Genomic DNA, 25,671 nt, shown 5'->3' on the forward strand with positions numbered 1-25,671 from the left:
GACCCACCCCTAAAATAAAAAATCTTGCGATTTTAATTCAAACTCAACCACATCATACACTTTGTCACCCACACCAAAATGCTGTTTTAACACACCTGTTTCGCTAAATCCCAATTTACGATGTAACGCCAATGACGCGGTATTATATGCCAGCACTTGCGCGGTGATTTTGCCAATGTCGGTGGTGTTGAAAATCCGTGCAATCGCCAAAACCCCCAACGCAAAGCCAAGCCCCTGCCCTTTTGCGCTATTAGGGGATAAATAAAACCCCCAACTGGCGGTTTTTTCATTTGGGCTTGATGAATTAGGGTTTGGCGTATGGGTGTTTGCCAACTGCAGCGTTTGGTATTTATCTACCGTCACTTGGGTAACATTGACTAGCCCCATTGGCTCACCAGCGACTTCAAAAATCAGCAAATGCACATTGGCATGGTCAAGCTGTTTGCCATACCACTTTTCATGATCAGCAAGGGCAATTTCATCTTGCCCAAACATCCACCGGCGTACGTCAACGTGATTACGCCATTGCCAAATCATCTGGCTATCGGCTTGGGTCGCTTGTCGCACTTGACAATGTTGAAATTTTTGCGCAAATTCAATCCAGTGCGCAACCCGTTTTGCCCCTTGCCCATCGACCAACTTGGCAGATTGCCGGCTGAATTTTTTATAATTGTCGGCCAGTTCGCTCAACAAGCGGGGCAGTTGCTCATCCAATGTCGCCCTGTCAGTTACTACTTTGACCAGGTTTTTATCTGCCAACGCTTTGGCAATCACCTGCTGGTTATCGGCAAGCACGATCAGCACCATCGGCAAGCCCAAGCAACAGCGCTCCCAGGTGGTGCTGCCTGCAGCCCCAATCGCAAGGTCAGCATTTGCCATCAATTGCGCCATATTAGTCACATTGACAAGTACCGCACACGCAAAACTTGTGTGTTTGGCAAACCTTTGTACACTTTCGATATGCGGTGCGGTTTTGCCCATGACGACAGTCACGTTAAATGATTGCGTAGACTGGTGGATAAAGGTATTGAGACTTTGCAAAATCTTGAGTGTGATATTATCATTATCGACACCGCCAAGATTGACCAATATATTGTTGGGCGGCTGTACGCTTTTACGTCTATTTAGGCTCATCGTTCGCCAGCTGGCAAACTCATCACGTAATAGTGTATAACGTGTACCTAGTAGTCGCTGGCAATCACTTGGCACAAGCGGTTGATAATCTCCGTTTTTTCGCCCAAAATTTTGGTCGAGCAAAATCTCACAGTCGTGCGTTCTGTCGGCTAAATCGTCAATGGCTAAAATTTTAAGGTTTGGCAAAAGTCGTTTAGCTTGTTGCTCCCATTTTTCGCCAATCGCATAATGGTCGATAATCAGCCAATCTGGCTTTAACGCTTGCAAGATGGGTTTACACTCAGCAAAATCATCGCTTTCACTGGCGCCTAGCCACTCGCTATGGGCATGCTGTTTGATAAAATCTGCAATCCCACTTTTGGCTAACAGATGCACAGCAAAACCTTTTTGCCCAATCAAATCCGCCAAATGCCCGTCATGCTGACGACAAATAAACGAGATGTCATGCCCTTGCTGTTTTAACCGGTCAGCGAGCGTGAGACAACGCATGATATGACCGCTACCCATCGTTAAACTTGCGTCTGCTCGGACCACGATCTTCATGCTAGCGCCAATTGCGCTTGGTATAGACGCTCAGCAAATCGCCAATCATTTTCATCATCAATATCAACAACGCTGTATTTTGGCAACACATAGCCTAGGGCATGATTATGGATTTTATCCTCGCTGAGCCATGCTTCACGACTGCCCCAATAAAATTGCCCTGCGTCAAAATAAGCCTGCGTCAAATCTTGGGTTCTAGTAAGTTCATGTTGGCTAAACATGCTCGACACTTCACCGGCATCGCTTAATTTTAGTGAGCGTAATACATTGGATTCAAATTCTAAAACCGGAAAACAATACAAACTGTTGGATGACTGCCAACACTCAAAACTGTCGGTTAAATACTGCGATTTTAATAACGGCGTACAGGGGTATAGACAGCAGATATGGCTAGCTTTTGGCATGCTCTGCAGCACATGCCGAATCACCGCAGCAGTAGTGGCGTAATCATCGGCAAGCTCGGCAGGTCTTTGGCTGACAGTGGCACCATGGTGTTGAGCGATATCGGCAATAGCGCTATCATCAGTGGAGACAATAATCTGCTCAAACAGTTGGCTGTTTTTTGCCGTTTCAATGGCACGAGCCAGCATGGGTTTGCCACAAAAATCTTTGATGTTTTTGCGCGGAATGCGTTTACTCCCCCCACGCGCAGGGATGATACAGACCTTCATTATGCTAATGCCTGATAAATTGCATTGACCACTTGCGCTTGCGAGGCTTCGCTTAAGTCATAATATAATGGCAAACTAATCGCTTGGGCATAGTAGCTTTCGGCATGGGGAAAATCGCCTTGTTTAAAGCCCAGCTTGGCATAATACGGCTGGGTATGCACTGGAATATAATGCACATTCACCCCGATATTTTGCGCCCGCAAACTGTCAAACACTTGCTTACGCGTTTTGCCACTGTCCGCTGTTAGTTGAATAGGATATAAATGAAACCCCGAATAATTAGCAGGATTGCGATAAGGCAAAATAATCGGTAAATCTTTTAATAATTCATCATAACGCTTGCCAAGCTGATGACGGCGAGTGACAAAGTCATCCAAATAGTTCATTTGACTCACCCCCAATGCCCCTTGCAATTCGGTCATGCGATAGTTAAAGCCCAAATCAATTTGCTGATAATACCAACCACCGTCAGGTTCGTGGGTCATTAGATTGGCATCACGGGTGATACCATGACTACGGAGCAACTGCATTTTTTCCGCCAACACGGGGTCATTCGTTGTTGCCAGTCCACCTTCTGCGGTGGTAATGATTTTGACAGGGTGAAAGCTAAACACGGTAATGTCGCTAAACTCACAATTGCCAATTGGTTGATTGTGATATTTGCCACCAATGGCATGAGAGGCATCCTCAATAACCTTAAAGCCATATTGTTGCGATAGCGCATGAATGGCCGCCATATCACAGGGTTCACCGGTGAAATGCACGGGAATGACTATTTTTGGCAAGCGGTTTTCAGCATCGGCAAGCTGTAACTTTTCTGCTAACGCGTTGATAGACATATTGAGCGTTAGCGGATCAATATCCACAAAATCAATGTTAGCACCACAGTACAATCCACAGTTGGCGGATGCGGTAAAGGTAATCGGCGTCGTCCACAGCCAGTCATCTTTACCCTTTTCACCTTGACCAAGCCCCAATGCCAAACAAGCAATATGTAGTGCTGAGGTCGCGCTATTCACCGCCACGCCAAACTTTGCCCCCGTATAGGTAGCGACGCGTTCTTCAAACGCCGGTACTTGACTACCTTGGGTCAAAAAATCAGACTGTAGCACAGCGACCACCGCATCAATATCAGTTTGGGTGATATGCTGACGACCATAAGGGATAAATTGATTTGCCATAATATTTGCCCAAGGGGTTCGTTATTAAGTGGGTTTGTTATCAAGGGTTAGCGATTAAATTTTACCAATTTTTGCTTTGTTGGTTTCAATCCATTCTTGGAGCTGCCCAGTTGTCATCCACTCACTGTTATTATCACTGGCGTACACAAAGCCTTCTGGCACCTTAACACCATCTTTGATACGCTCAGGCGTTTCATCCCAGCCATTAATCGCAGGCAAGATTTTAAAATGCTCGGGATATTCGTAGGTATGAAAAGAATCTTCGGCACTAATCATTTGCTCATGCAATTTCTCGCCAGGACGAATACCAATGATTTTTTGCTCGGCAGTGGCAGAAACGGCAGTTGCCAAATCTGGCATGGTCATAGAAGGAATTTTTTTGACATAAATTTCGCCGCCCACCATGTCGTCAAATGCATGCCAAACCAGCTCCACGCCTTGCTCAAGCGAAATCATAAAACGGGTCATACGCGGGTCTGTGATGGTCAGTACGCCACTGTCTTTAATTGAGAGAAAATACGGAATCACCGAGCCACGACTCCCCATGACATTGCCATAACGTACCACCGAAAAGCGTGTGCCATGCTCCCCTGAATAGGCGTTGCCTGCGACAAACAGTTTGTCCGATGCCAATTTGGTCGCGCCATACAGATTCACGGGACTAGATGCTTTGTCAGTCGATAAGGCAACGACTTTTTTCACCCCTTTATCAATACAGGCATCGATTAAATTCATTGCCCCGTTGATATTGGTTTTGACACATTCAAATGGATTATATTCGGCGGTGGGTACGATTTTGGTTGCTGCGGCATGTACCACATAATCCACCCCATCAAGCGCTCGATATAGACGGTCTTTATCACGCACATCACCGATAAAAAAACGTACCCGCGGGTCGCCTTGGTACAGTTTTGCCATTTCCCACTGTTTCATCTCATCACGCGAGAGGATAATCAATTTCTTGGGATTGTATTTTTCAAGCGTCATCGGCACAAAGGTATGCCCAAATGAGCCTGTCCCGCCTGTCACTAAAATGGTTGAATTGCTTAACATAGTGCACTACCTATTATGGCTAAAGTTATTTGTCGCAGTTTATCTAGCCCCAAAACCTGTCAGCATGGTTTGAATGGTTTTGAGCACAATCAAGATATCTAATGCAAAAGAAATATGTTTAATATAATAAAAATCGTACTGTACCTTAAGCGCTGTCTCATCGGTATCACTGGCATAGCCTTGTGTGACCTGCGCCCATCCAGAAATACCGGGTTTGACGATATGTCGATAATTATAAAAAGGGATGGTTTTTTCAAAGGTTTTGACAAAACTTAGCTGTTCGGGTCTCGGTCCAATCAGGCTCATATCGCCTTTAAGCACATTCAAAAATTGCGGCAATTCATCGATACGGGTTTTACGAATAAACTTACCGACTTTAGTCACTCGAGGGTCATTTTGTTGCGCCAGTTTTGCCCCGTTCTTTTCTGAGTCAAAGCGCATACTGCGAAATTTATAGATTTTAAACAATTTTCCGCCTTGCCCGACCCGCTCTTGGACAAATATGGCTTTACCCGGACTTTCCAACCGTATCGCAATGACTGTTATCAGCGCAATCAGCAATACCAAGGGTGAGACCAATAAAATCGCTATAATATCAATCAGTTGTTTAAACCATAAATAGTTTTGCGATGGCAACAACGAGCCCAATTCGTTTTCATACAAATGATGAATCGGCAGACGACCGGTCAAAGACTCATACACTTGGCGGTTATTATACACCGGTCTGCCCTGTAACGTTTGCTCGGTTAAAAATCGCTGCCAGTCTTCATCGAGTGCAGGCGATGACAGGTCTGCTACGATCGCTTGCACTTTTTTGGATTGTATGGCATCCAAATGCGGTTTTTCAAGACGCAGCCAATGGATCTGAAAAATCGCTTCAAAGTTTTGACAATGTCCCAGTGGAATATACGCCATATAAGGTTGGTGCGCTTTTTGCTCAAGTAAAAACGACAAAAAGAAAAACACTACCCCGATAACACCCGATAAGCCAAAATAATATAGCGAATACGGCAACCGAAAAACGATAATCACCATGCCTAACAGCATCATCACCAACAATAAGGTTGGCAACACAAAGCTGATGGAGCGTTGACCTGGAAACTGGGTGAGTTTGCGCAGACCAAGGGTGACGAGCAAGACACCCAACGTGGCTAACACCATACTATTAAACTCAGTAATGAGCCAGCGCCCCTGCAAAAAGCGCATTCGCCACATCAGCAAGGCGGGCAAAATTACCACTACTCCCCAACCCACAATAAGTCGGAACGCGATATTTTGCCATACTAAAAAAATTACCCGCTGCATTATGGTGTAAGTCCTGTCTTTTCAGGGTTGGCATCACGCCATTGGGTAAACTCACGGTATAAAGCTGCAAATGTCGCAGGATCTTGTTTGGCAAGATTACCCAAGTCAGTATCCACATTGTCACAATCCGACAAGTTTTTTACCATGACACAAGCCGCTTCGATATGTTTTAATGCCGCTTGCTGGTCACCTTTATAGGCTAAGAACTGTGCATAAGCCAATATATTATACTGGGAAGAATCGGTATTTAGCACCTCTTCAAAGATGGCTTCTTTGACGCTTGCCTGATGGCGATTAATCGGCACTTGCATGGCAAGGATGCGGTCATGATAAGCACTAAAGCCAAACACCTCATTTTGGTATTGAATGCCAACATCTTGGTTTAGATGATTGGTGTGCTTGATAAAGCGATTATAATCCAAATAATTGAGCTGAAAATACTGCCAAATATAGTAGCCTGATAGCATCGCCAAACCCAGCATGACCACAGACATGGCTTTTCTTAGTTTGCTTTGCCACACAAGTTGCCATTTGGTCTGTTCAATCAATGCCAAAAACAAGGCAAAAACCGCGAGATAACGAAAATACCATAACGGGTATTCGACACTGGCATACAAGATACTGGCGATGACAAACGCCAGTGCAATCGCGCTTTCGCTACTATGGCGCAGATGAATCGCCCGCACCAGTAGCCAAACAATCGGTACAAAGCATAGCGCGCCTAACACCCCTAGCTCCGCCAAAATCATGGTGGCAAAATTGTGGGAATGGTCGGCAATCTCTGGCCATTTAAAATATTGGGCATAATCAACGCTTGCGCCCATGTAGTTGTTCCAGCCCACCCCTGTGAGCACATGGTCATGAAATATCATCATGGCGCGTTCGCTCATCGCCGCGCGGTTCCCCTGCCCGCCTGCCATACGGCTCACCGCCCCAAGCTGATTGGCACTGCTATAATTACTAATCCAGCTTGCGCCCATATAGTACAGCACAAATACAATAAGACCAAAAACGCTAGCCGATAATTTGCTTTTCCACGCTATCGGCTGGGTCAAAAAGAAAATGGGAATCACCGCCAACATCATCACCAGACCCGCCCGACTTTGGGTCAAGGCAAGCCCGATGGTAAATATCACAAACAATACCATCAAGCCAAACCGCGCATATTGTCGGTATCGACCAATCAGCCATTGCGGCGCGTTCAACCTTTCTTGAAACGACTGCTGCAGTTGATAAATCACCCCACACAGTGCCAACACAAACGCATAGCCTGCGTGATTGGCTTGCCCAAAGTTGCCGTCATAGCGTCCGCCATTGGCGTTACCACGGGCAATCACCCAGCCTTTATAATCAATCTGATAGCCTTGGGTTTGCATCATTTGAATCATAAAGGTGACGATTGCCATGAGATATACCGCAATAAACAGGCGGTTTAATAAATTCGCTTTATTTTCAATATTACTGCCTATCAACGCAGTCAAGGCAACCATCACCAAGCTTATCACCGGAAAGATTAAGGCATCAGGGTAAGCGATATGATTAAATAATGGCTGACATACAATCAATAGGGCTAGCAGCAACCAAGTAAGCACAGATTTGCTAAACTTTGTAATCTGGTTTTGCCAAAAAAAAGCCGCGATTGCCAAACTCACAAACCCAAATGCGGTGGCATTGACGACAAAATCTCGACCTAAGGGCGAATGCCAAGGCATGAGGTACGTCAAAATGGCTAACCCCATAAACAGGGTAAATAAACGGATATCTTGGGTGAGCGTTTGGTTTGATGTCGATAGTAGCATGGTGTTTTTCGTGGGCTTTAAACGCAAAAATGCTAAACGGGGTAGTTTAGCATTTTTTATAAAATAAGTATTCGATTCATCAATGAAATTTATATCTTGATACTACCAAGGGCGCTATTCAACGACTTTAAGAATTTTTTTATTTTTTGTATTTAATAAAATTACCATATCTGTTTGGTAAGCTCTCAAAGGTAGAAACTTACACTATCACTGCACCTAAACAGAAACAAACAATACGTGATGCAAATCACCTAATGACAATATTTGTCCAAAGTATAAAATTTAACCTGACAATAACTGTCACTTTTTAATAAAAATATGCCGATAAAGTTACAGTCTGAATTTTTTATGCACAATTTGCTGTTTTTCTATGTAAATTGACTATAATAAAAGTTGGCACGTTTAGTGCTTACATTAACATAGGCTTCTAAAGCTTATAAATAAACCAACAACATTTATGGAGAATGTTTATGAACGCTCAAAAAGGTTTTACCCTTATTGAATTGATGATTGTTGTAGCAATCATCGGTATTTTGGCTGCGATTGCGATTCCTGCGTACCAAAATTACATCGCTAAAACTCAAGTTACTCGGGTTTTAGGTGAAATTTCATCTATGAAAACAGCTATTGAAACTAATATGCTAAATGGTGAAACAGTAACAACTCCTGCTGATCTTGGTTATACAGCATCATCATTGGTTGTAGCAGCTGGCCCAACAGTTACGAGCGTCCCTGCTGATGGTACTGCTTCTATCACTGCTCCATTAGGCAATAAAGCAGCTGGTGCTGTTTCTGGCGCAGAAGTTATTTTAACTCGTAATAAAGATGCTGTTTGGACTTGTACTATTGATCCAAAAGGTGCCGCAACTAAAGGCTGGAAAGATTCTTACATCCCAACTGGTTGTACTAAAAAAGCTTAATAATGAATTAAAAAAAACGCATCTTCATAGATGCGTTTTTTGTTTTAAGTCAAAATTCTCTAACAGCAGAGAATTCAATTTTTCATAATCTTGTTTCAGCTGATCATATTCACTTTTCCCCGCCTTGGTCACTATTTTATACCACCCAACATCAATGTTGTCCATACTGCCAAAAATTGTTCAATATCTAGCTAGATAAGCTAGTTATTCCATTCCTTACCTGTACCGCATAAGGCACCTCGACATTTCAGCCCTTGAGCGTTCAGCGTGAGCGTACCATCATTTGCCATTTGTTTAGCGGTTCTAGGCACGGCTCTAATCTCCCACTGGCGATTGGTGATATTATTACCAATCATTTTTTCAGCGTTGGTAGTACTAGCATCCCAAATACTGACATCATATAACGAATTGGTCGCAGGATAACTCACCGTACCCGCTGTCACGTTGCCCATCAATACACTCGCTAACGGAATATCGGTATAACGCCCCATCGCCAGTTTTTGCGATTCAATTTGCGAGGCGATATTTTGCATCTCAGTCATCATATCGGTGCGTTTGGTTTTGATGACGTAGCGTTGGTAACTAGGATAAGCAATCGCCGCCAACACACCGATGAGCGCGACCACTATCATCAGTTCGATTAGGGTAAAGCCTTGTTGGCGATATCGATTTTTCATTACCATGTCTCCGAATAAGTACCACAGTTGGTTGATGCGATGGTAACGCTAGTGTCACTATTTTTAGTTTTGCATTGTGTTCCACTACTAGTGAGCAAAATTTTATGCGCATCGTTAAATTTTGTGGGGTTAGGGGTGGCAAACATCACCCATGCTCTACCTGCCGTCAAGCTATTAGAGAGCGTCGAAGATGCGGTTGGCACCAAACTATTGGCAGTATTGTCGCCATCCACCAACAGTATCTTGTATTGATAATTATCTGCTGTGCTGTTAGCGGGCACATAAATCACCGTATTTGCCACATCATCGCTTGCGCCAGTATCATAACTGTAACTGACCGTACCGTCACTAGCCACTTTGGCAGGTTTGAATCCTTTATAAGTCAGCGCGGTTGCGCGCCAGCGATTGAGCTCAATCTCTAGCTGCTTCATTTTGGCTTGCGCTTGCGATTCGGCATTGCGAATGGCATATTGCCGATATGATGGGATAGCGATACTGGCGAGTATCGCAACCATCGCTACTGTTACCATCAATTCGATTAAGGTAAACCCTGACTGCACCTGCCGCATAGTGATTCCTTTATCTGAAAGTCTCATACCAAGTTCTAGGTGTTAGCGTATAGCGTTCTCTATACAGATACTCAGCTGCTGAGCCATCGCCGCCTTGCTGAGTGATTAATGTATTGCCACCAGCCAGTTGATTACTTTTTATCAAACTACTATCTTTGCCGCTATCTGTGTCATAATCAAAGCGATTATTGGCTCTATCTGCCAAGTTGACATTACCAATCAATAATCGGATATTTGTTTTACTACTGCTATAAGGTCCCAAAGTCAACTCTTGAATGCCTTGCCCAGCCCGCAAAAATCCGCCTGTACCTGTTTTAGAATCGGCATCGGTACAGATACCCCATGGCAAGCAGTATAGTTCTCTCTCTGAGCCTCCCACCACTTTAGCAGAGCAAGGATCGGCTGTCCCATAAGACATATCTGGATTGTATACGGTCGTATAGAGCATACTATTCACCACTTCTGATTTGCCCACCCCTTTGTTATACAATACATTACTATAGCCATCAAATCGCGTTAGCGGATAATACCAGCCTTTTTTGCTACCCGAAGTCATATTGCCAATTGCTGTGGTACGAGTAGCACTTGGCACAGGTATGGTAGTACCTAAAGCCGTTGGTATATTGGTAAGGTCACTATCAGTCAGGTCAACAACAGTCTGCTTGTTGGTGTTGGTGGTCGTAAAATCTTTGGCAAAGAATATACTGTTTGCCTTGGTGATATCAGTATCTATAAGACCATACACACGATCAGCATTAGTGCTACTTGTACGTATTTTTGATAGTGGAGAACTGCGATCACCTGAAATGACGTTCACTAGCGCAAACAACGCATTGTTTTTTTGCTCATTCCTATAAAAACTCACCACGGGACGCTCATATAGGCGAAGGTTGAATTTGGCATTGGTATTGGCAGTGATGGCACCCGTGGTATTGGCGACAGGATAAATTGGTTGTAACAAGCGAGTAATACGCTGCCCAGCAAAGCCCGTCTGTTTAGTACCGACATAGTTACCACTCGAATTCTTTTCATAGATACTATCACCTGCGTTGGTAAAATCTGCACGGAACACTTGCCCTGCCAAGTCTGCAAAGTAAATATGATCAACAAAGCCATCATTGTTGCGGTCTAGTGTGGTAATACCACCTACAATGCTACTATTAAGATAAGGATTAGTGCTGTTCGCACCTACACTGTTAGCTGACTTAGTAGCCGACCAAATAAGTGCCCCTGTTTTGGCATTTATCATATAGACGGCATTGCCCGCAGTTTTGGTCGTCGCTTTGGTCTTACAACTGTCTGACCAAACCTTGATATTTTTACGCGAGCCTTCGGCAAGGGCTGCATCGGCTGTTGCTTCGGCAGTAGTTGGCGATGTGGCGCCTACTTGAAAGTCTTGCGCTTCATAACAAGGATCATAGCCACCACCAAAAATCAGCACGTCTGTCCCCGTATCCGTGCTGCTCGTTGTGGTCTTAATTTTTGCTTTGGTAGGTTTTGACCAAATTTGTCCCATATCAGCAAATCCAGCGGTCGTTGGGGTGATATTGAACACAATACTAGGCGTACTATAATTGTTCAGATTAAGTCCATAGAGTCCTGTACCACCCAACCTTAGCCCACCATACGCAAAAACACCTTTTTGGGTACTGCCACTACCTGAGTTATCAATATTGACTTTTTTGTTGGAGAAGTCATATTTGTAGTCGGCTGTGACTAGCCAAGGGGCATCAATCCCTGCCACGGGAGCACCAATGCTACTAGAGGTTGTCGAGTTAATTTTCGTTGAGTCTTTTTCAAGTGCATACGGTTGGTTTTGCAACATAGTACGAGGAATAAAAGCAAATACCTCTTTACCGCCATTGCCATTACCATAATTATCGGCATTCACCAGATGCAGTGCGCCTTCCATCGAACCAAACAACACATAGTCGTCTCGGGTATCAGTAACGCGCCCATCATCATCTAGTGTCGCTGAGTAAGAAACGGCGGTTGGTGCTGAGTGCAGCGTTGCCCCTACTACCTTTGTGGCAGATGTAGCATTATCAGCAGTAGTCAGTGTCAGTCCGCTTAATTTTTGTACATCTGTCCCTGTGGTAGCAAAGGATACATTGCTAAAACCCAAAAAATTAAGGAGCTTTGCGACGTTATCAAGGGAGTAAGTACTGGTGTCATTAAATGTGTTACTGGTAGTGATTAAATTGCCATCTAGGGTCAACTTACCGTTGGTATTGACCGCAAATTTCCGTAACTTAGTAGTGGCTGCGCCTGTGGCTATTAAATCTTCAATATAAAGTGTGCGCACTGAGCTCACTCCTGTATTTGGGGTGTTTAGCTGGGCATAATAACCACCTGACGTGACTGAGTTATTACTATTTTGATAGTCTATATCGCTCCATAAGTCTTGAGTAGTCTTGACTAGGTTGCCTGCCGCATCGGAGAATAATGGCTGTTCATTTTTGCCATACAATGTACCTTGATTTAAGTTATATTTTTTAACATTGCCTGGCCAGATAGCTCTTGCTTCGGCAACTTTTGCTTCGACCATTGGGTAATAGGCGACTGCAAGTTGACTATCAGCACGGTAGGGGTCATCAGGGATGGTTATGGTGCCTGATGGAGTCGCAGGAATGGTTTGATTAAGGTCACTGACAAAGTTAACGATACTATTAATGACATCTTCGGTGGATTGGGCTGAGTAAAAGCCGCCTTCACCATAGCCGCCTACCCCTATTGACAATAAGGGATTGGATTTAGCGCCCCAGTTACAAGTATTTCGGATATCACCACTTGGCAAAAGACTACAATTAAAGTATTTGGCAGTTTTATCTTGATATAAATAGTTGCCTGCAGAATCTTTTACCGGTAGAGCAGTCACTTGATCCAGTACAGGCATTTTTAACGTTTTTAAAATATCGTTATAGGCAGAAACATTATAATCCGAACCAAAACCTACCACTGCTGTTTTAATATTTAATCCCATAGGGTTGCTGGTTTTAGTGCGCAATGCTTTGGCAAAAACACTAATCGCATTCCAGCCTGAATCACTACTACCAGTGAGCGTTCCTGTAGAAGGAATATTGAAATCATTACCTTTGCTGCCTAAGGCTAGTTTCATAAGTCCACTAGGATCACTGTTGTTATTGGGCACACCGTCAGTCAGGAAATAGATGCCTTGTCCATCGCATTGGGAATTTGTGCTACTTAATGGGGTTTTATATTTATCAGAGTTTTTTGCATCGGCATATGAGTTGGGAAAGCCACTATCCGAACGGGTACCCATATAATAGTTACCATTGTATCCAGACAGTGTACCACTACTGCCTTTTACAGTTGTACCTTGGATGAAATTGGAATACCAACCCTTCCAATTATTACAAGTTGCACCTACCCAACTATCACATTTAGCGTAATTATTATTACTTCTCACAAAATATAGTTGGCTATATAAGGCAGTTGTTTCACCCATCATATAGCCACCTGCTTCTGCATAGGCATTGGCTGAAGGTGTGCCATTGTAGGCTGTCAATCCGGCAATCGCGTCTCTTATCTTTTGACGCTGTGTATCATCTAGCAATGCTGCTGGCACTAGGATTTTACCACTGATACCATCTGCGGTGAACGCTTCATTATTACTATCACTTTGTGTTGAAAATTGTCCAATTCCAATTGAGACTTTATTAGAATCTAAGGCAGTGCTGTCCATTAACGTAAAAATAGCATCTTTGAGCCTCGTAATACGGTCATAGAATTGCTTGTTTTTATAAAAGTAATTACTAGTATTAGTCAAACCTGTTGTAGTGGGGGCAGCTTCTAGTGGAATTTTACAATCTGTTTTGGAAGTAGAACCATCACTTGTACTACCACATTGAAACCACTTGCCTGAGGAATCTTTATAATAGTAGTAGTTAGGTATATTATTCGTAACCTTGCAAAAATAGCGTTTATAACTTGGTGTAGTTGTTGAATTTTCATAACTATAAGAGGAATAAGTCACACCACTTGGTAAATCACATGCCTCATAACCCACGTTTGACTGTGTAAGCCCCATACTTCCAGAGGTATCAAGCATCATAGTAATGGTAACTTTACCACCTTCAGCCGCCTTATAAATCTCTAAGTCCCCAACATTTTTTTGAACCACATCTGCCTGTGATAGTGGCATGATACCGATAGATGCCATCGCCACCACTAGATATTTTAGTAATGGTAATAACCGCTGAACAGAAGACGGATGACGCTTAGTAATTTTCATATTATCAATCCTTTCTTTATAATCAAACCTAGGTCAACGAAGGCTTTCATCATGACAGCTGACACGCTGTGTCAAGCGAGCCTCTGCCATAAGTGATACATTTGATACCTTCGGAGTTGTTCTCAACGTCAGCTTGCTCATATAACATCTTGGTTGGTGTACCTGCATCATGCAAACAAGTTAATAGTGGAATCTTACCATCGGCCATTGGCACACTGGACTTGGTAAGACAACTGGTATTACTACTATCTTTGGGTGGATTAAAAGCTGGCAATACGGAGGTGGCACGAATATTAAATTTAAATTTTTTACTAGAGCGGTTTTCTACTTCTTTGCCAATCACCACATTGGAGAATACTTCATCATCATTCGACCCTACTGGTATTGATACGCTCATCTGTGTCATTACCGTATGGCGGGCACTGGTGTATCCTGCTGGGCTGTTATAATCACAGATACCATTATTAAGACCACTCCATGTCCCACCTGTGGAAGTATAAATAGTGGCATTACTGGTCAAGTATTTGCGCGTACGCGGGTTATAACAATAGATGAACTCATTGCCTTGGTTGTCTGGGTTTAGTAAAAAGTGTCCAAACACACCCGATACGCTCATTACATCTTTATACTCTTGCGAACTAGGGCTGCCATTCAGCATATTTTCTAATTTTTGATTGGCACTGTCAGAAGATTGTAATAAAAGTGTGTTGATTTGGTCGGCGGTTGCTGTCTTTAAATCAGTACTACTACGGCGGACTGCCATCACACCTGCCAACATAATTAGCACCAAAAATAATAACACCACAATCAGAGCCGCTCCTTGCTGATTAGGGCGATACAGCACTATAGGTGGTTTAGCGAGTTTGGTATGGCAATGATTGGGCATACTGGTCGGCATACTGTACATCTCAAGTTGCTAAAAAACGGCTGAAAATAGGATAAATAATGGTGAATACTAAGGCGTCACACTAATAACACGGGCATTGCGTAGTAGTGTGGTTGACTCATAAGTAGTACGTACCAACTGTTTGCGTGTGGTGTCTGTTTTTAACTCATGGGTTTGACCTAATAATGTAAAGCTAGTTTTATCACTACTACCTACAATAGGCGTACTACCTCTCACTATCAGCCCAACACGCACCGCCACAATCGATGGATGCGGTGATGTTGTAAGACTGATATAAGTAGAGCTTGGCAAGTACATGATTCTATTGGTTGCGTCTTGAACACCTAATAACACTTTAAATTGATCGACACCCGTAATCAGTTCATTACCACCCGTTTTATAATTTGCACTTAAATCCGTAATCGTTGCACCATCAATTCTACCTGCATCACATACCAAAGCAAGATTTTTAACTGTGCCTGTACTGGTATCGGCAGTCACTTGTCGCACAAAATAGCGCTCAATCACTTTGGTATTTGGAGGGATATCTACGCTTTCACAATCTGACATTGTTTGCCCGGTGGTATTGGTAAACTGTATAGTCAGTTGGTCACTATTGATATTATTAATATTTGAAGTACTAGTAAACCCTTTATCACCTGCGGTATGCGTCAAAAAAGGGAGTATTATTGTATCAGTCACCCCTAGATTTTTTAAGGATAACACGATACCGCCATTTTCGGTGGTATCCGTTATTTTATTTACTGAGTTTCCAAGGTTTGCCAAACGTATGTGAGCTTCTAACTGCTGAAGTCCAAAAATACTAGCATCTTGCAGCTCACTGCCACTTTTTTGTGTTGTAGTCGTTCTGACATTGGTTAGATAAATTTGGATAACGGCAGCCGATATCAGCAATCCTAAGACGATAGAGATCATGAGCTCGACAAGGGTAAAACCTAATTGAGGCGTGTAGTGACGATTAGAAGTCAACATCATCAATAAGCCTCCAGAATAAAGCACTGTGCACCAAAGTTGTAAACACCATCTGTATTGGCACAGTCATTATTGCCCGATCCTAATGTCGCTGTAGTTGTACCCCAGCTAGTTACAAAACATTGACGCGCCTGGCCTGAGACTGTTCTTGTCGTAGTGACAGTGCCAACGGTCGTAGTAGTGGTTGTTGTACCCGTGCCTGGACAAGTCACCATTGAGATAGTTAACTCATTATCATTCGCATATTGCTTTAGCGTTAGCGCATCTTTCGTCGCTGTTTGGTTTATCGTACAAGGCGTTGGGACAGTACTATTGTTTGTCATACAACTATCTTTGGTAATAGATGTGCCATCCACTATAATAGCAGTGGTCACCGCACTTGAATTTAATGCATCACTAAATTTAGCGATGCCAGCAGGATTCGCTCGCATCATTTCTGCGCCACCCCGCATGACAGTTAATGCTCGGGTACGCATCAAGCTCTCATCGGTAGCTTTGACTGCGGTCATCTGCATCGCAGTAAATCCAAGCACCGCGATTGCTAACAACATCAATGCCACCAGCACTTCTATTAAGCCAATGCCTTTTTGTGAGTTCATGAACACGTCCCATTTTTGCTAGTGACAATATTACTGCTTGCATCGACCATGATGGTATATTTATCAGACCCAGCGCCATAACACACTGAAAAATTGGTCGAGCTATCTGTGACAGTGCCCGTTCCGGTGTCCCCTTGGTAAGCTTTTTTATAAGGGGTAAAACTAACTGCAGTTAAGGCACTCGGGCTAGCGGTAATCGTCAAATTTTTGTCTAGCGTATAGTCAGACAGCATTTCATCAGCATCTGTTGCCGACCTTTTTACATACAATACAGTGATTTTTTTGCTTGATGAGCTATTGGTTAGCACTACCCTAGTAGATCGCTGAGCAATCATTGCTTGGGTTCTTGCATCTTTTAGCGCAGCTTCAATGATGTTTGCCCCATCTTTGATTCTGGCTTGCTGAATCTGTCGCTGCATACTAGGTGCTGCCATCGCCGCAATGATAGCTATAATTGCAATGGTGATGACAAGCTCAATCAGCGTAAAACCTTGGTCTCGGTCACGATGATACTGTCTTTTCAAAACTTTCATCACGATACCCACCCATACCCCTTGATAAACGACCTATCATACCATGTTTACTAGCACAAACCATTCTAACATTAAAGCAAAAAACATACCTATTATCGCAGTATTTTTGTTAATTGTCATACCTAAAGCTTACTACCCATAGTTTACCTGAGCCACTTATCATTGCTAAGCGAATTAGGACGAAAGGGCGCTCACGTATTATCAAATCATTTTTAGCTTAGTCTTTTAAAGCATTCTTCCAAAAACCCACTGGTAGCCCGTCTTTATCTGCGAGATTTAACGATATAGCGATGCAACTTTGGTCGCAAAACAGTCACAAGCAGAACCTAATGCAAAACCTTACCATGCAAGATTGAATACGCATGAATATGGGAAGATGGGTGATAATTTGTGAGTAGATTAGCCAATTCAGACAGGGTAGCACCTGTCGTCACCACATCATCAAACAAAATCAAATTTTTGCTAGGAGGCATATCTGTTAGGGAAAACGCATCTTTGATATTATCTAAACGCTCCTCTCGGCTTAGACCCTGCTGGTGAGGTCGCTCGAATCGCTGCACACCCGTATAAACAGGAATTTGCCAATGAAAGCTTAAATAAGCGGTTAACATGGCAAGCGGATCAAAGCCGCGTTGCCTAATGCGCTGTAAACTTGTTGGCACTTTAACGATTAAAGAGTTTTTTGAATGACAACCTTTGGGAATATGCAGTTGTCTGATAGCTTGAACCAAAACGGGCAGATGATGTAACTGCTGCCCATTTTTGTACCCAAGCATGATTTGATTGAGGGGATATTGATAGTAGCCGCTGGCTACGCCACGCAGTGACGTTTGCTTGAGTTGCAAAGTAAAGCATGACGCTGACCATGCAAACCGGTTATGGCATGGCTGACAAAGAAATTGCTGTCGATTGAACCAATGGTCATGGTGACGCGGATCTAAGTTATCAAAGCCTGCTGCAGCGCAATCATTGATGCCACATAATTGGCAACGGTGATGAACTTTTGCTTGATACACCAACGCCATGGCAAAGGGCAATCGCCACCAAGGCAAGGGGGCTACGATTGCCATAAACGCAGTTAAAGCCCTTTAAAATCATTGAACATAAAACCAATACCGATATTGGTGCTCTTATGATTATAGTCTTGGATGTTTTCACCATAGCCATGGAATAGTTGTAAAATCGCTTTCATACCGCCTTTCAATGGATAAGCATAATCCACCTGTATAGCGCCTTTATTGGTACTAGGATTATAACGCATCACACCGCCCACCGTGCTTTGGTCATTGAGCGAATACAACCAACGCACATCGCCATAGCCCATGTAGTCCCCGATATCTGGGTTATCCGAGTCTTTACTGTTTTCATATGCGATGAGCCACAGTCTTGGAATCACGGTAAGTTTGCCCCACTCTGTTCCTGCCATCGCATAGATACGATTCCAAGAACGGGATAACGGGTCTGATTGTCCATTTGATTCATGCACGAGCCCCGCGCCTAACATTCTTAATGAGCCATTCCCAGGCAAATTACCCTTGATAGGCTGGGTCAAAAATATCTCTGGCTGATAATCTGAGCTGCGAAAAGGTCTTGAATACTTACCATTGTACACCTGCCAATAAGACTGCTGGGTATAGCCAAGCCACACATCGGCATTGGTATCAAACACATCTTGGGCAAGCTTGGTTTTCATTGAAATTTGCAGCTTGCTATCTAGATGCTGAAGAGAATCTTTCGATGCGCGAACATGATCTTGGGTGGGTGAATGAATATCATAGTTTGGCGTCGCGTTGTACCAAAGCGGCATGACATACATGGGCAAATGTGGACGTATCGTCAGTATCCCTTTGGGATCATTTTTATCCAAGTCATATAACACACTCAGTGGCGTATATTTTTCCACATCCGTTGCAGTCACCCCCACTTGTTTTAAGATGGTTTTGTCAAGCTTGTTGGGTACCAAATGATCCAGTTTTTTTTGCTCGTTTTTAATGGGGGTCGTGACGGTTGTCGTTTGATCCACGGCTAACACGGGCACTGCTTTACCTTCTTTGATACTCACTTTCAAGGTTTTGGCAATATCAAGGGGCGCCTTGGCTTCAGGTTCGATTTTACCAACGCTTATCTTGTCAAAACAAGCTAAACGCGCGATATTTTCAGTGATTTTTGAACAGGTGAGCAGCGTTTGTTGGTCGACAGGGATAACGGTTGTTTCTATTAAAGTTTTTGTTGAATCTTGTGTTGAAGCTTTTGTTGAAGCTTTTGTTGAAGCTTTTGTTGAAGCTTTTGTTGAAGTTTTTGCGTGCGTAGTTGCTGTAACTGTCAGTGTGGCTAGTATAGCAAGCGATAAAGCGGTACGGTAAAGCGTAAGTTGTAACATAGGTTGACCTTCTTACAAAAATATCGTTCATGATAGCAAAGATTGATGAAAAATAGTTAACAAATGCATAATAATTTTTAACAGTAAACTAAAGTCTCAATCAACTATTGGCTCATCAATTATTGGTATTTCTATGGGTGCTTGTATGGGTAATTCTAATGATACTGCTGGCCTTTATACTCAAGCCAACCGTCTTGATGACGGCTAGCGGGGTCGCGGTGTGTCCAATGTATAACGCCACCTTTGTCGTTATAAATATATTCACCATAAAAACGAATGGGGTTTTTGGCTTGGATACCCTCGATGCGCGGTGCCAAATCAATATTATGGGCAATTAACACCGTGATGTTTGGGTAGTTATCAATTTTGACCAAAAATTTTTGATGGCGGCTACCCTCATTATCATCTTTTAGCACTTTAATCACCGTACCACACCCTAATACCTGTCGTTTAACGCTGGGATTTTTGGCTTGATAAGCTTGATTAATGACGGCGTTGTTGCATTGAATATTTGTTGCCTGACGTTTTTTGTCAGTATAAGGGCTTGAGTTTTTAGCCGTCTGTTGATTGGACTTTGAGTCCACTAACGGTGAATTTGGGCTTGCTAACTGGCTATTTCCGCTTTGATTTTGGCTTTTATTTTGGCTGGGCTGTTGGTCGGCATTGCCTTCATGGGAACACCCAGTGACAAAAATTAGCACCCCCAAAGTTAACGAGATGGCTATAGACTTTGCTAAGTGATAGTTCAATTTTTATTTAACCTTTATGGTTGAATGGGTCAATGAATCATTTGACTGAGTTTTCTTGAACTGAGTTTTCTTGAACTGAATTTTCTTTAACTAAGTTTAATTGGACTTAATTTAATTGGGACAAGACTTGCTCAAAATCAGGGCGTTTGACTTCACCGTTTTGTCTTGCTACCAGTTGACCGTTTTGGTAATACAACAGTACAGGCGGACCGAACACGGCTAATTTTTTATAGATTGCTTGGCTATCTGGCGTATTGTCAGTCACATCGAGTTTGACAACCTGCCAGCTGGCTAAACTTTGCGGCGGGTTGGCAAAAAGTGTTTTATCCATGATACGGCATTCAATGCACCATTCTGCGGTGACATCGACGACTAGCTTTGGATATTGCGAAAGCAAAGGCTCAAGCTGTGATAGTTTGGTGATTGTAATCGTTTGGGTGGTCTTTGTTGCAGTGAATGCCGATTGCGCTGAGGTATTCAACAGCTTGTTAAGCGGCTGCCAACTATCTTGACTACCTGAGGCAGTGCCTATCACCAGACACGCTGACCAAATGCATGCTAGCAATGCTAGTGCTTGAGTGAGTAGTTGACCTTTTTTGCCTTGCCAGCGCCACAGCCATAAGCCAATCACAGCAAACCACAGCGCCCATAGCATCAGCATCCAGCTTGATAGCCATATACGCTCTATCATCAATAAAGCGACGCCAAATAACAGCAAACCAAAGCTGGTTTTGACCCAGTTCATCCACTCGCCTGCTTTTGGCATAAAATTACCTTGGGTAGCGCCCAGTAAAATGAGCGGTGTGGATAGCCCAAGCCCCAACAAAAACAATGCGGCAAACCCCATTACAGGATCACCCAGTGCTGCCACGCCTGCCAACGCGCCTGCAAGGGGTGCCGACACACAAGGAGAGACAACCAGTGCAGAAAACAAGCCCGTCAAATAGCTACCACTTAAGCTACCAAGTCGATTTTCCCCAATTTGGCTGATTTTTTGGAACCTAACACGCAGCGCATGCGGCAATTGCCAGCGAATGACATCCAACATGTACAGTCCAAGCAGGATAAATAACCCTGCAAAAACTAATAAAATGACAGGATTTTGTAGCCAGTTTAGTATACCCAAAGATTGCCCGAATAACGCAACCACTGCGCCCAAAATGCCATAACTGGTAGCAACACCCAAGCCATAACTGCCCGTGAGTAATAACCCTTTTTTGGCAGATGGGCGATGTTGACGGGCAACGATATTGGCTACAATCGGCAGCATGGGTAATACACACGGGGTAAAAGCTAACCCCAATCCCGCTAAAAACAACAGCAACAATGCAACACCGCTATGTTTGGTCAATCCAAAAATATCTTGATTGCTAGCGCTAGCCGTCAAACTCGTTGCCACCGCCGCCGACGAAGCCGCGGGTTCAGTCATGCCAGTTGTTTGGACAGGTTGAGACGATGTAACGGAGGCTATAGGGGCGGATGCCGTTAACTGCGCTGTAGTTAAGACATCGGTGGCTGAAGCATCGGTCACTGTGGTCGATGCGACTTGCTGCCCCGCTGCGGCTGTACTGCCACTAGACAGCGCTTGTTTGGTAGACGGTGTGCTAGTTGTCTCATCGACGGTTTTAGCAGGGGGCAAGCTAGCAGATTGCTGAGTCGTTGTCGGGGCGGCGTCATTGGTCATCGCCACGGTATTATTGACTTTGCCTTGCACCGTTTTTGACGTCATTGCGTCTGATTTTTTTGCGCCATTTTTGCTGGAAGCGGCCAATTGGGTGATGACAAATTTGGTCTTTTCAGGGGGATAGCAAAGCCCTACTTTGGCACAGCCCTGCCATTTGACTGTAGCAGGTTGTGAGGTGATTGCTTGATCCGCGCTCAAGGTGGTTGTGGCAGTAAAGGGTTGTTCAAACACAGGCACCCGACCAAAATCCGGGTCATCCACGTAGGTCGGTGCTGCACTAAATTGTAGCGGCGTCGCTGTTACCCCATCAGGCAATTGTAAGGTTAATTTATCCCGATATGCATAATAGCCTGCTTTGACATCCACATGAATGGTCACTACTTGCCCTTTTTGCTCAGTATAGACTTTAAAAGCCTCATGTACCGGTAGCGGCTTGTCTTTGACGGTCAAGCTGGGAGTGTAATTACCGCCAAACACCTCACTCAAACTAATCGCTTGCGCGCTTGGCATAGTGAGGCTAGTGACAGCCAGTAGCGTGCCAAGTAAAGAGGCATGACGACTCACGGTTCGAAAACAAGATAAGGGCGTGGGCATAGGGGGTAGATTTTTCAAAGATAACTTCTCATACGTTTCAAATTCATAGGTTTTAAATTTATACGTTTCAGATTTATACGTTTCAGATTTATACGTTTTCAGCCACGTAATTATACTATGACGGCTAATTTTAGCTAATCCCTGTCCAAAAACCTAGCAAAAAAAATCAGAGTGCGTGACTCTGATTTCGTTAACCCAGTAACAGCACTAAACTATAGCTTAGCAAAAATGTCTGCGTCTTGTCCTTCGCCGCCTTCTTTGCCATCAGCCCCCAATGAGAATAAATCATAGGTTCTGCCTTCGGTACCTGGGATAACGTATTGTAGGTCATTATCCCAGCCATCTTTCGGAAAACCGCCTTTAATATACCCGCCCTCTGGCCAGTTTTTGGCGCCTTGTGGTGGTTTATTTAAGGCTTCCAAGCCTTCTTGGGTGGTGGGATAGCGACCATTGTCCACTTTAAACATATCAATGGCATTTGAGGTGGTGGATAAAGCCGTTTCGGTGGTTTTGATGCGGGCTTTGTCACTTTGACCCACCACTTTGGGTACCACAAGACCTGCCAAAATTGCCAAAATGACAATCACCACCATGACTTCAATTAAGGTAAAACCCGCTTGACGATTTTTTGATACATGAGCACAACACATACGAATTTCCATTTTTTAGATTTTTAGCGCTTTTGATAAGGTGTTAGGATTTTACACGGCTTTTTTGACAATTTGCATACCGATTTGGTTAATTTTGTCGGATTATTTAGCCATTAATTATTTGGCGATTAATTATTTGGCTGTTTGAGTGTTTACCCTGCCAAATCATTCATATTGATAATCGGTAGCATCACTGCCATCACAATGGTCATGACAATCACCCCCATCAGCACCAACATCAGCGGCTCAAGTAGTGACAATAGCGTGCTAATCATATTGGTGGCTTCATTTTGCTGCATCGCTGCTGCACGCGTCAGCATGTCATCAAGCTCGCCTGAATTCTCACCGCTTTTAATCATTTGTACCATCATCGGCGGAAAATAATTACTGCGCTCAAGCTGGCTTGATAGGCTCGCGCCTTCGGTGACTTTTTCTGTGGCGCGCGCGATGGTATGTTTGATATGGGTATTGGTGGTGACTGCCGCGCCGATGGCTAGGGCTTCCACCAACGGTACCCCTGAGCGTACCAAAATCGCTAACGTACTGGCAAAGCGTGATGCATTCAGATTTCGCGATAATTTACCAAAAACCGGTAACCGCAAGATAAATTGGTCAAAAGTGGCTTTACCTGCCGCCGTTTTAATAAACTTCACAAATAAAAAAACCGCACCGATTAGCCCGCCTAATATCAGCCACCACCATTGGGTTAAGATATTAGACAATGCTAACACCACTTGGGTAATCCATGGCAGCGCTTGCTCAGATTGTTCAAACACTTTGACAATTTTTGGCACGACAAAGCTCATCAAGCCCACCACCACTGCCACTGCCATCATCAGCAAAATTATCGGATACACCATCGCGCCTTGTACCTTTTTTTGCATGGCAAAGCGATTTTCGGTGTAATCGGCTAACTGGTTTAAAATCAAATCCAAATGCCCTGAGCGCTCACCTGCGGCAATGGTGGCGATATAAATCGCTGGAAAATTACCAGAGTCTTGTAGCGCGCTCGCTAGGCTATAGCCTTCCAATACTTTGGCACGCACCCCATGCATCAACGCTTTGACATGCGGTTTCTCGCTTTGTTTGGCAATCGCTTGCAACGCTTGTTCAATCGGTATCGACGCTGCCAGCAACACCGACAATTGGCGGGTAATTAATGCCAAATCATACGCACCCACCCCTTTTTGCCACAATCGGTTGCGATTGACATCGGTTTTTTGTACAGGTGAGACTTCGACAGGCAGTAAATTTTTATCACGCAATTGTTGGCGGATTAGCCTAGCAGAATCGGCTTCAAGAATACCTTGGTGTGACTTGCCTTGGGTATCCATGGCTTTGTACTGAAATGCGGGCATGTGAGTTCCCAACGGGTAAGATTAGCGTTATTTTAAAGGCTTAATAGGCTGAAATAAAGACTCGTTTTCATTGCAATCATATTGTACCAACACCGATAGCTCATCGCGCAAGTCTTGTTTGTTAAAGCTATTGACCTCAGTAATCAGCATTTTCTCGATTCGTTTGTCAACGGCGTATTCACTGATTTGCGCACAATAGATGGCTAATTGATACACTTGCGCTTTGAGCGACTCATCGAGTGATTGCAATAGTCTCACCAATTCTGCCACATTGATGACTTGGTAAGGGTAATTGGGAATCGCCGCCTCTTTTAATGGGGTGACTGAATAGTTGACACCGAGATGGGCAAAATAATAACAACTAAATAGATAACCTAGAATATGCCCCACAAAATAACCCCGGTCATTGTGATAGCATGCCACGCCCAAAAACTGAATCACGGTCGCCGCCAAACTATGCTCAAGACCACGAAATTCAGCTGCCGATGGCATCAAGCCTACGGTTGGCAGGTTCATTAAATTTTTGTTTTGGCTGACAATCTGCCAACCAATCGGTCGCTGCGGCGGTAAATGATGGCTAATGGACATCACCAAATCATCGACGATATGTAAATTATTGAACAAATGCTGCAGTTGCATCAGCCCAACATTATCGCGCATATTTAAATATTTGGCGACTTGCAGTTTTTTAGTTTCAATAAACTGGGATTTTTTACTGGAGATATAAAATAACAGTTGGTTGGGATGGGAGTGCTCAAAATACTGGGTCACTGCGTTTTCTTGGGCATGAAACACGGCGGTGTAGTGACTGGTAACATCCATTGGGTTAACACCACGATGGTCCATCGCAGGGTGTTCTGGATTGGGCTTGATGTGCAAGCCATGTGCTTCGACAGGTTGACCTTTGGTAGTTGAAGTTTCCATGTTGGCAATCGCAGCTGATAAAATATGGGACAGTGCTTGTCACTATATCATACCCCTGTCGACATAACCTAACAGATATTGCTATGAAAATAGACTGGGCATTCTTAGTTGCCATAAAACTCGCTCTAAGACATAAAGCTTACTATAAAAGTGGCGATAACCACAAAACCGCAGCAAACCTGCTTTTTTGTGGTTACTCAGGGTTGTCCACTAC

At 43.7% G+C, this 25,671-nt stretch carries 21 protein-coding genes; 1 reads left to right on the plus strand and 20 read right to left on the minus strand.

Annotation, left to right across the window (positions count from 1 at the left end; all coding sequences use genetic code 11):
* Positions 1-9: 9 nt before the first annotated feature.
* Genes pseG through RTS10_RS10495 form a run of 6 tightly spaced genes read right to left on the minus strand, consistent with a single transcriptional unit; the run spans position 10 to position 7,686 of the window.
* The gene (pseG, locus tag RTS10_RS10470; protein ID WP_312540245.1) at positions 10-1,677 is read right to left on the minus strand and encodes a UDP-2,4-diacetamido-2,4,6-trideoxy-beta-L-altropyranose hydrolase; all 1,668 of its coding nucleotides are present in this window, start codon (positions 1,675-1,677) and stop codon (positions 10-12) included.
* Positions 1,674-2,348 carry a pseudaminic acid cytidylyltransferase gene (gene pseF / locus RTS10_RS10475; protein ID WP_060994599.1) on the minus strand — a complete coding sequence of 225 codons (675 nt, stop codon included), beginning with the start codon at positions 2,346-2,348 and terminating at the stop codon, positions 1,674-1,676. Before pseF ends, pseG begins: the two co-directional genes overlap by 4 nt.
* Positions 2,348-3,529: a UDP-4-amino-4,6-dideoxy-N-acetyl-beta-L-altrosamine transaminase gene (gene pseC, locus RTS10_RS10480; protein ID WP_312540246.1), complete on the minus strand. Its 1,182-nt coding sequence runs from the start codon at positions 3,527-3,529 to the stop codon at positions 2,348-2,350. Before pseC ends, pseF begins: the two co-directional genes overlap by 1 nt.
* 54 nt (positions 3,530-3,583) lie before the next feature.
* Positions 3,584-4,582 carry a UDP-N-acetylglucosamine 4,6-dehydratase (inverting) gene (pseB, locus tag RTS10_RS10485; RefSeq protein ID WP_065253657.1) on the minus strand — a complete coding sequence of 333 codons (999 nt, stop codon included), beginning with the start codon at positions 4,580-4,582 and terminating at the stop codon, positions 3,584-3,586.
* A 39-nt stretch (positions 4,583-4,621) separates the two neighbouring features.
* Positions 4,622-5,887: an exopolysaccharide biosynthesis polyprenyl glycosylphosphotransferase gene (locus RTS10_RS10490; RefSeq protein ID WP_312540249.1), complete on the minus strand. Its 1,266-nt coding sequence runs from the start codon at positions 5,885-5,887 to the stop codon at positions 4,622-4,624.
* Positions 5,887-7,686 (minus strand): PglL family O-oligosaccharyltransferase, encoded by a 1,800-nt coding sequence (locus tag RTS10_RS10495; RefSeq protein ID WP_312540251.1) that lies wholly within the window; start codon positions 7,684-7,686, stop codon positions 5,887-5,889. The genes RTS10_RS10490 and RTS10_RS10495 overlap by 1 nt, the downstream gene beginning before the upstream one ends.
* 470 nt (positions 7,687-8,156) lie before the next feature.
* Here RTS10_RS10495 and RTS10_RS10500 point away from each other — a divergent pair, with 470 nt between their 5' ends.
* On the plus strand, positions 8,157-8,606 hold the full coding sequence (locus RTS10_RS10500) for a pilin (RefSeq protein ID WP_312540253.1): 450 nt from the start codon (positions 8,157-8,159) through the stop codon (positions 8,604-8,606).
* A gap of 200 nt (positions 8,607-8,806) precedes the next feature.
* Here RTS10_RS10500 and RTS10_RS10505 read toward each other — a convergent pair whose 3' ends face one another.
* From RTS10_RS10505 to RTS10_RS10570, 14 genes are all read right to left on the minus strand, one after another.
* Positions 8,807-9,283 carry a type IV pilin protein gene (locus RTS10_RS10505; protein WP_312540254.1) on the minus strand — a complete coding sequence of 159 codons (477 nt, stop codon included), beginning with the start codon at positions 9,281-9,283 and terminating at the stop codon, positions 8,807-8,809.
* Positions 9,283-9,852, minus strand: a complete 570-nt coding sequence (locus RTS10_RS10510; RefSeq protein WP_312540255.1) for a type IV pilin protein — start codon at positions 9,850-9,852, stop codon at positions 9,283-9,285. Before RTS10_RS10510 ends, RTS10_RS10505 begins: the two co-directional genes overlap by 1 nt.
* Positions 9,853-9,862: 10 nt before the next feature.
* Complete coding sequence (locus tag RTS10_RS10515; RefSeq protein ID WP_312540256.1) at positions 9,863-14,107, minus strand: pilus assembly protein; 4,245 nt, start codon at positions 14,105-14,107, stop codon at positions 9,863-9,865.
* Between the two features lie 49 nt (positions 14,108-14,156).
* Positions 14,157-15,005 carry a pilus assembly protein PilX gene (locus RTS10_RS10520; RefSeq protein ID WP_312540257.1) on the minus strand — a complete coding sequence of 283 codons (849 nt, stop codon included), beginning with the start codon at positions 15,003-15,005 and terminating at the stop codon, positions 14,157-14,159.
* Positions 15,006-15,062: 57 nt separating this feature from the next.
* Entirely contained in the window at positions 15,063-15,989 is a 927-nt protein-coding gene (locus RTS10_RS10525) for a PilW family protein (RefSeq protein ID WP_312540258.1), read from the minus strand.
* Positions 15,989-16,585 carry a type IV pilus modification protein PilV gene (gene pilV, locus RTS10_RS10530; RefSeq protein ID WP_312540260.1) on the minus strand — a complete coding sequence of 199 codons (597 nt, stop codon included), beginning with the start codon at positions 16,583-16,585 and terminating at the stop codon, positions 15,989-15,991. The genes RTS10_RS10525 and pilV overlap by 1 nt, the downstream gene beginning before the upstream one ends.
* The gene (locus RTS10_RS10535; protein ID WP_144918136.1) at positions 16,582-17,118 is read right to left on the minus strand and encodes a GspH/FimT family pseudopilin; all 537 of its coding nucleotides are present in this window, start codon (positions 17,116-17,118) and stop codon (positions 16,582-16,584) included. The genes pilV and RTS10_RS10535 overlap by 4 nt, the downstream gene beginning before the upstream one ends.
* Positions 17,119-17,444: 326 nt before the next feature.
* Positions 17,445-18,188 carry a ComF family protein gene (locus RTS10_RS10540; RefSeq protein ID WP_312540262.1) on the minus strand — a complete coding sequence of 248 codons (744 nt, stop codon included), beginning with the start codon at positions 18,186-18,188 and terminating at the stop codon, positions 17,445-17,447.
* 8 nt (positions 18,189-18,196) lie between these two features.
* A complete protein-coding gene (locus tag RTS10_RS10545) occupies positions 18,197-19,498 on the minus strand; it encodes a phospholipase A (protein WP_312540263.1) in 1,302 nt (433 codons plus the stop codon).
* Between the two features lie 155 nt (positions 19,499-19,653).
* On the minus strand, positions 19,654-20,247 hold the full coding sequence (locus RTS10_RS10550) for a DUF3465 domain-containing protein (RefSeq protein WP_312540265.1): 594 nt from the start codon (positions 20,245-20,247) through the stop codon (positions 19,654-19,656).
* Positions 20,248-20,353: 106 nt separating this feature from the next.
* On the minus strand, positions 20,354-22,525 hold the full coding sequence (locus tag RTS10_RS10555) for a cytochrome c biogenesis protein CcdA (RefSeq protein WP_409455604.1): 2,172 nt from the start codon (positions 22,523-22,525) through the stop codon (positions 20,354-20,356).
* Positions 22,526-22,737: 212 nt separating this feature from the next.
* Positions 22,738-23,187: a type II secretion system major pseudopilin GspG gene (gspG, locus tag RTS10_RS10560; protein ID WP_099834288.1), complete on the minus strand. Its 450-nt coding sequence runs from the start codon at positions 23,185-23,187 to the stop codon at positions 22,738-22,740.
* Positions 23,188-23,327: 140 nt separating this feature from the next.
* The gene (gspF, locus tag RTS10_RS10565) at positions 23,328-24,533 is read right to left on the minus strand and encodes a type II secretion system inner membrane protein GspF (RefSeq protein WP_312540269.1); all 1,206 of its coding nucleotides are present in this window, start codon (positions 24,531-24,533) and stop codon (positions 23,328-23,330) included.
* A 27-nt stretch (positions 24,534-24,560) separates the two neighbouring features.
* Positions 24,561-25,457, minus strand: a complete 897-nt coding sequence (locus tag RTS10_RS10570; protein WP_312540271.1) for a hypothetical protein — start codon at positions 25,455-25,457, stop codon at positions 24,561-24,563.
* Between the last annotated feature and the right edge of the window lie 214 nt (positions 25,458-25,671).

The organism is Moraxella sp. CTOTU47616 (genome assembly GCF_032017465.1).
GTDB classification, from domain to species: Bacteria; Pseudomonadota; Gammaproteobacteria; order Pseudomonadales; family Moraxellaceae; genus Faucicola; species Faucicola tetraodonis.